Here is a 7842-nt window from a genome sequence, read left to right as displayed (position 1 = left end):
GCCGTCATGGAGGCGGCGGGGGCCGGGGGGGGGGGGGGGCGCTCGATCATCCACATGGAGGTCGGCCAGCCCGGCACGCCGGCGCCCGCCGCAGCCCGGGAGGCGGTGGCGCGGGCGATGGCGGCCGGCCCGCTCGGCTATACCGTGTCGCTCGGCCTTCCCGCGCTCCGGGCGCGGATCGCGCGGCTCTACCGGGACTGGTACGGGCTCGATCTCGACCCCGGGCGGGTGGTGGTGACGGCGGGCTCCTCGGCGGGGTTCATCCTCGCCTTCGCCAGCCTCTTCGACCGGGGCGAGCGCGTGGCGATCGGCGAGCCGGGCTATCCGAGCTATCGCAACATCCTCCGGGCGCTCGACCTGGTGCCGGTCGGGATCGGGACCGGGCCGGAAGCCCGGTTCCAGCCGGAGCCGGGGGATCTCGGCGCCGATCTCGCCGGGGTGCTGGTGGCCTCGCCGGCCAATCCCACCGGGACGATGCTGGCGCGCCCCGATCTCGCGGCGCTGGTCGGGCGGGCGCAGGAGCTCGGGGTCGCCGTCGTCTCCGACGAGATCTACCACGGGATCCAGTATGGCGCGCGGGCGGTCTCGGCGCTGGAGATCTCCGACGAGGTCTATGTCATCAATTCCTTCTCCAAGTACTTCTCCATGACCGGCTGGCGGGTCGGCTGGATGGTGGTGCCCGAGGCGCATGTGCGGCGGGTGGAACGACTGGTGCAGAACCTCTTCATCTGCGCCCCGCATGCGAGCCAGGTGGCGGCGCTGGCGGCACTCGACGCCACGGAGGAGCTCGAGGGCAACCTCGCGGTCTACCGCGCCAACCGGGCGCTGATGCTCGAGGGGCTGCCGAAGGCGGGATTCGACCGGATCGCGCCGCCGGACGGGGCCTTCTACGTCTATGCGGATGTCAGCGACATGACCGGGGACAGCCGGGAGCTCTGCGCGCAGATCCTGAGGCAGGCGGGGGTGGCGGTGACGCCGGGGCTCGACTTCGATCCCCGGCGCGGCTCGGGGACCCTGCGCTTCTCCTACGCCGGGTCGACCGAGGACATCGCCGAGGGGCTGCGGCGGCTGCAGGCCTGGGCGGGGCGGTGACGGCGGGCTACTGGCCGACGGTGTTCTTGTAGATGCGGCCGTCCTTCATGATGACGGCGAGGTTGGCCGGGTCGGCGAGGAGGTCGATGTCGGCGATCGGGTCGCCGTCGACCAGGAGCAGGTCGGCGAGCGCGCCTTCCTCCACCTCGCCGAGGCGTCCCGGATAGGGATTGCGCAGGCCGGTGAGCTGCAGCAGCTCGCCGTTCACCGAGGTCGCCATCGCCAGCGCCTGGGCGGGGGTGTACCAGCGCAGCATCCGGGCGAGCCAGGCGCCCTGGCGGGTGGCTTGCGCCGGCGAGAACAGGATGTCGGTGCCGAAGGCGGTCTTGAGTCCGTACTTCTTGGCCAGGGCATAGACGGAGTCGGTACCGGCGCTGACCGCCTTCTTCTTCGCCGCCTGCGGCGAGCCCGGCGGGAACTGGACCGCGTCCTCGTCGTCAACGAAGGGCTGGGTGCTGAGCCAGATGCCCTTCTCGGCCATGAGCTGGGCGGTGGCGTCGTCCATCAGGTGCCCGTGCTCGATCACCTTGACGCCGGCGGCGATCGACCGCTGGATCGCCTCCGGGGTATAGGCGTGCACCGCCACGTAGGTGCCCCAGTTGCCGGCGGCCTCGACCGCGGCGCGCAGCTCCTCGAGCGTGAAGGTCGAGACGTCGATCGGGCTGTGCGGCGAGGCGACGCCGCCGCCCGCCGTCAGCTTGATCTGCGAGGCGCCCAGCATCAGCTGCTCGCGCGCCCGCACCCGCACCTCGTCGGGGCTGTCGGCGACCAGGGCGCCGCCGAGCTGCTCGATCCGGGACGAAGGCTCGCCGATGGTGCGCGGCAGCTCGGAGACCGGGCGGAAGTCGCCGTGGCCGCTGGTCACGGTGATGATCGCCCCGGAGGGATAGATGCGCGGGCCGACGACGATGCCGGCGTCGATGGCCTGCTTCAGCCCGAAGGCCGGCCCGCCCATGTCGCGGACGGTGGTGAAGCCGCGCATCAGGGTATTGGTGGCCTCGTCGCCGGCGACGAGGTTGAGGAAGCCGACGTCGCCGTAGAGCAGCTCGGCGGGCGTCGGACGCACCAGCGTCGTGTGCCAATGCGCGTCGATCAGCCCGGGCATCAGCGTGTCGCCGGCGCCGTCGATCACCGTGGCGCCGGGCTCCGCCTCGATGGCGTCGGGACTGATCCGCTCGATCAGGTTGTCGCGGACGAGCACGTTCATCGGTTGGCTGAGCTCGGCCGAGGTGCCGTCGAAGACCCGGACGTTTTCGAAGAGGACGACGTCGGCCTGCGCCGTCCCTCCGGACAAGGCCAGCGCCATGGCCAGCGCAATCGGGCGCAGCATGAATTCCTCCAACGATGGCTATGCGGAGGGGCCGGCGCGCGGCCGGCCCCGTGCGGGCGTTCAGGAGCCGCCGATCGCGCGCGACCACCAGCCGCGGCGCTTCTGGCCCTCCTTCTCGGGAGCGGCGTCCGGATCGGCCGCGGCCTCGGTGCCCTGGGCGGTTTCCGGCCTCGTCTCCGTCGCGACCATGGTCTCGCCGGAAGCCGCCTCGGCGGCTGCGGTGGGGGCCTCGGCGGGATGGGGCTCGGGGAGGTCCTCGGGGCCGGGTGCGGCCGCATCTTCAGGCGTTTCCGGCGCCGGGGTCTGGGTCAGCGGCGCCTCGACATCGGCGAGGACCGCCGCGACCGGCCGCCGCACCCGTTCGCGCCGGCGCGGCTGCGGCGCGTCGCTCTCGGGCACCTCGACGATGCCGGAGCTCTCGGGCTCGCCGGTCTCGATCACCTCGCCGAGCGGGGAAGGCCTGGTCTCCTCGGACGTGGACTCCGGCTCCGCGGGCGTCTCCGCGGCGGTGTCGGCTGAGGTCTCGGCTGAGGTCTCGGCGGCGGGTCGCTCGCTGCGGCTGCCGCGCGAGCGCCGGCGGGACTTCGGCTTGGCGGCCGGCTCGACCGCCTCCGCGGGCTCGGCCGGTTCCGCAGGCGCCGCGGCTTCGGGGGCCGGCTCGGCCTCCGCGTCGGCTTCCGGGGCGGCGGCCTGCTCCTCGGCGGTCTCCTCCGGGGTCTCGGCGCCGGACCGTCCCGCCCCGCCGCGGCGGCGGCGCCGGCGCTTGCGCTTGCCCGCGGATTTCTCGCCCGCGCCGGCTCCGGCGCCGGTAGCGGCTTCCGCCTCGTCGCCTTCCTCCGCTTCCTCCTCGATCTCGTCTTCCTCGGGATAGGCCACCGGGCTCGGCGCCAGCCCTTCCTGAACCTGCACGATGCGCGAGGCGGTCTTGAACCGCTCCAGCCGGTAGTCGGGGCTGATGAGCGCGGGATCGCCCTCGACCCGCACCGAGAGCCCGAACCGGCCCTCGATCATCGCGATATGCTCGCGCTTCTGGTTGAGGAGGTAATTGGCGATCTCGACCGGGGCGGCGATCAGCACTTCCCGCGAGCGGGCGCGCACGCCCTCTTCCTCGAGCTCGCGCAGGAGGGCGAGCGCGATGGAATCGTCCGAGCGCACCCGGCCCGTGCCGTGGCAATGCGGGCAGCCCTTGGTGGTGGCCTCGATCATGCCCGGGCGCAGGCGCTGGCGCGACATCTCGAGCAGGCCGAATCCGGAGATGCGGCCGACCTGGATGCGGGCGCGGTCGGATTTCAGCTTCTCCTTGAGCTTCTTCTCGACGGCGGCGTTGTTGCGCCGCTCGTCCATGTCGATGAAGTCGATGACGATGAGCCCGGCGAGGTCGCGCAGGCGCATCTGGCGGGCCGCTTCCTCGGCGGCCTCCATGTTGGTCTTGAGCGCGGTCTCCTCGATCGAGGCCTCGCGGGTGGCGCGGCCCGAGTTCACGTCGATCGCCACCAGCGCCTCGGTGACGTCGATGACGATGTAGCCGCCCGATTTCAGCTGGACCACCGGGTTGAACATGCCCGCGAGGTAGCTCTCGACCTGGAAGCGCGAGAAGAGCGGCAGCGGGTCGGAGTAGTGCTTCACGTTCTTGGCATGGCTCGGCATGAGCATGCGCATGTAGTCCTTGGCCTCGCGGTAGCCGCGCTCGCCGTCGACCAGGACCTCCTCGATGTCGCGGCTGTAGAGGTCACGGATCGCGCGCTTGATCAGGCTGCCTTCCTCGTAGATCAGGCAGGGCGCGATGGATTTCAGCGTCAGGTCGCGGATCACCTCCCACTGGCGCAGCAGGTATTCGTAGTCGCGCTTGATCTCGGTCTTGGTGCGGTTGGCGCCGGCGGTGCGGATGATCAGGCCCGCGCCCTCGGGCACAGTGATGGAGGAGGAGATGTCCTTGAGCTTCTTGCGATCCGTGGCATTTGTGATCTTGCGCGAGATGCCGCCGCCGCGGGCGGTGTTGGGCATCAGCACGCAGTAGCGGCCGGCGAGCGAGAGATAGGTGGTCAGCGCCGCGCCCTTGTTGCCGCGCTCCTCCTTGACGACCTGCACCAGCAGGATCTGCCGGACCTTGATCACCTCCTGGATCTTGTAGCGGCGCTGGCGCGGCTTGCGCGGGGCGGCGCGTTCCTCGGCGAGGTCGTCGCCGCCGACGGCCTCGTATTCGGTTTCCGCTTCGGCCTCCGGCTCGGCGTCCGCCTCGGGTCCCGGCGCGGCGGCGGCCGCCTCGGCGGGTTCCTCGACGACCTCGATGTCGATCTCGCCGCTGGCGGCGGAGGGCGGGGGCACGTCCTCGAAATCCGCGCCGATGGTCTCCGGCTCGGCCGGGGGCGGTGCCTCGGCGGTGATCACCGCCTCCTCGGCGGCCGGCGTGCCCTCGGCTGCGGCCTTGCTGCGGCTGCGACTGCGCGACCGGCCGCGGCTCTTGGGCTTCTCGGGGGCGGCCTCCTCCTCGGCCTGGCGGGCGTATTCGGCCTCCTCGGCCAGCAGGGCCTCGCGGTCGGCCTTGGGGATCTGGTAGTAATCGGGATGGATTTCCGAGAAGGCGAGGAAGCCGTGGCGATTGCCGCCGTATTCGACGAAAGCCGCCTGAAGGGAAGGCTCGACCCGGGTGACCTTCGCGAGATAGATGTTTCCGGCGAGCTGCCGTTTGTTCAGGGATTCAAAGTCGAACTCTTCGACCTTGTTTCCGTCCACCACCACCACGCGGGTCTCTTCCGCATGGGTGGCGTCGATGAGCATTTTCCGTGTCATGGCAACTTTCATGGACGGCCGGGCGGCGCGCGCCGCGAAGCGCGGGCGATCCGGTCGTCGTGAAGGAAGGAGCGGGGATGCTGGACATGCCCGACGGACAAGGGCCCTTCAGGGGGGCTGTCGCTCGTGTCGGTCCGGTTCCAGCGCGTTTCACCGCGGTTTGTCTCCGGCGCAGGCGGCAACCCGTCCCGCGCCACGTTATGTCGGGCTTGCGGCCCGGATGCAGCAATATCGGCGCGAACGCCGGTCGCCTTCTGCCGGGATCATCCAAGACGTGTGAAACGCTCTTGCAATGCCTCGAGCATGCGACGAATACGAGTGTCGTCACGCCAGCTTGGCATTTGGACGACCTGCCGACATATGCATGGCGGACCGGCAAATACAATGATTTTTTGCATTTGGGCCGACAGGTGCTTCTCTCCCACGCGGCGGATCCGGCGAGGCAATGCGATGAAATGGCGGCGGAATCTGCGAAGCATTCTTCTCGCGGCCCTGATCGCTTCGGGCCTGGCCCCGGCGGTGCAGGCGGCGCCGGGAGAGGTGCTTCGGGTCGAGAGCAGCTTCTTCGGACGCACGCTGACCCTGCGGTTGAATCTGGCGGAGGCGGTTCCCTATCGGGTCTTCACGCTCGACGACCCGCGCCGGCTGATCGTGGAGGTGGCGGCCGAGGGCTGGCTGGAGCCCGCGCTACTGGGCCGGGCCTGGCCGCGGGCGATCGGGGGGATTCGCGCCGGCGCGAGCCATGATGGCTGGGTGCGGCTGGCCGTCGATCTCGGGAAGCCGCTCGCGCTCGAGACGGCGCAGTTGCGGCGGACCGCGGAGGGCGCGGAGATCGATATCCGGCTCCGCCGCGGGTCGGCTGCGGAATTCGCCGCGGCCTCGGGCGCGCCGCCGGATGTCTGGCCCTTCGGCGCGGCGCGGGCCGGCGGCGGGGCCGGGAGGGTGAGCATCGCCATCGACCCCGGCCATGGCGGCGTCGATCCGGGGGCGACGGCCGGCGGCGTGGCGGAGAAGGACGTGATGCTGGATTTCGCGCAAGCCCTGCGCGACCGGCTCGCCGCACGGGGCCGCTACGAGGTCTTCCTGACGCGGGAGGCGGACGAGTTCGTGGCGCTCGACGAGCGCGTGCGCCGGGCGCGGGCGGCGGAGGCGGATCTCCTCCTGTCGCTGCACGCCAATGCGGAGGCCGACGAGACCGTCGGAGGCGCCATCGTCTTCACGCGCTCGGAGCGCAGTTCGAGCGCGCTGGCCGCCGGGCGCGTGGCCTTCGAGAATGCGGCCGGGCTCGCCGCCGGCGATGCCGGACCGCCGCCAGCTGAGGAGATCCTGCTCGTGCTCTCCGACATGGCGCGCCGGAATGCGGCGCGGCGCTCGGAGGAGGCCGCCGCGGCGCTGGTCGATGCGATCGAGCGCGATCTCGGGACGGCGGGGACATTCCCGCGCCAGTCGGGGCGCTTCGCGGTGCTGGCGGCGCCCGAGATGCCCTCGGTGCTGCTGGAGCTGGGCTTTCTCTCAAACATGCGTGATCGGCAGAACCTGACCTCGCCGGGCTGGCGGATCCGGGCCGCCGAGGCCGTCGCTGTCGCAATCGACGCATGGGCGGTCGCAGACGGGCCGCGCGCCGCGTCGCAGTGACGACGGCGCGCGCGGATCGCCGCAGCGGCGTTTTGACGTTTTGCCGGCCCTCGGATATGGTCTCGATGCAAGTATCGGGCGTCGAATCGTGTCAAGAATCATCCTTAAGTTTTTCGGGTTCCTGTTTTCCTGGATCGCGATCGGCTCGATCATGGGGCTGCTCGCGCTCGTCGCCGTCTTCACGATCTACGGCAAGGATCTGCCCGACTACGCGCAGCTGGCCAATTACGAGCCGCCGACGCTGAGCCGGATCTATTCCGGCGAGGGCGCGCTGATGGACGAATTCGCCCGCGAGCGGCGGATCTTCACGCCGATCGACGAGATCCCCGACCGCATCAAGCAGGCCTTCATCTCCGCCGAGGACAAGAACTTCTACGAGCACGGCGGCTTCGACCCGGTCGGCATCGCCAAGGCGATCTACGAGGCCGCCGCCCATGGCGGCCGGCTGCGCGGCGCCTCGACGATCACCCAGCAGGTGATGAAGAACTTCCTGCTGACCGGCGACCGCTCGGGCGAGCGCAAGATCAAGGAGATCATCCTCGCCACGCGGCTGGAATCGACGCTCTCGAAGGAGGAGATCCTCGAGCTCTATCTCAACGAGATCTTCCTCGGGCAGAATTCCTACGGCGTCACCGCGGCCGCGCAGGTCTATTTCGGCAAGTCGCTCGAGGAGCTGTCGCTGGCGGAGATCGCCTATCTCGCGGCGCTTCCCCAGGCCCCGAGCGTGCTGCATCCGGTGCGCGAGAAGCCCCGAGCCATCGCCCGGCGGGACTACGTGATCGGGCAGATGCTGGAGAACGGCTATGTCACCGCCGCGGAGGCGGCCGCGGCGCGCGAGGAGGATCTGCGCACCGTCCAGAGCGGGGATCTGCCCTCGGCCCGCGTCGCCATGCCGCCGCGGGACTATTTCCCCGACGAGATCCGGCGCGAGCTGTCGGCGCGCTTGGGCGACGAGGAGCTCTTCACCGGCGGGCTCACCATCCGCGCCACGGTCG

5 protein-coding genes are annotated in these 7842 nt (G+C 70.7%); 3 read left to right on the top strand and 2 right to left on the bottom strand.

Annotation, left to right across the window (positions count from 1 at the left end):
* A partial coding sequence (locus tag V7050_RS15750; RefSeq protein WP_442885703.1) for a pyridoxal phosphate-dependent aminotransferase occupies positions 1 to 1092 on the top strand: 1092 nt, incomplete at its 5' end.
* Between the two features lie 7 nt (positions 1093 to 1099).
* Here the strand turns inward: V7050_RS15750 and V7050_RS15745 are convergent.
* The gene (locus V7050_RS15745) at positions 1100 to 2422 is read right to left on the bottom strand and encodes a metal-dependent hydrolase family protein (protein ID WP_324368267.1); all 1323 of its coding nucleotides are present in this window, start codon (positions 2420 to 2422) and stop codon (positions 1100 to 1102) included.
* A 60-nt stretch (positions 2423 to 2482) separates the two neighbouring features.
* Positions 2483 to 5212, bottom strand: a complete 2730-nt coding sequence (locus V7050_RS15740; RefSeq protein WP_324368265.1) for an Rne/Rng family ribonuclease — start codon at positions 5210 to 5212, stop codon at positions 2483 to 2485.
* Between the two features lie 450 nt (positions 5213 to 5662).
* Between V7050_RS15740 and V7050_RS15735 the strand changes: the two genes are divergently transcribed.
* Together V7050_RS15735 and V7050_RS15730 are read left to right on the top strand one after the other, a co-directional pair.
* Entirely contained in the window at positions 5663 to 6847 is a 1185-nt protein-coding gene (locus V7050_RS15735) for an N-acetylmuramoyl-L-alanine amidase (RefSeq protein ID WP_324368263.1), read from the top strand.
* Between the two features lie 88 nt (positions 6848 to 6935).
* Positions 6936 to 7842, top strand: a 907-nt coding sequence (locus V7050_RS15730; protein ID WP_324410806.1) for a transglycosylase domain-containing protein, incomplete at its 3' end; no start/stop codon positions are given.

This window comes from Amaricoccus sp. (assembly GCF_036846665.1).
In the GTDB taxonomy this organism is placed as follows: domain Bacteria; phylum Pseudomonadota; class Alphaproteobacteria; order Rhodobacterales; family Rhodobacteraceae; genus Amaricoccus.
The sequence above is the reverse complement of the archived record's forward strand: the minus strand, read 5'-3'. Positions and strand labels throughout refer to the sequence as shown.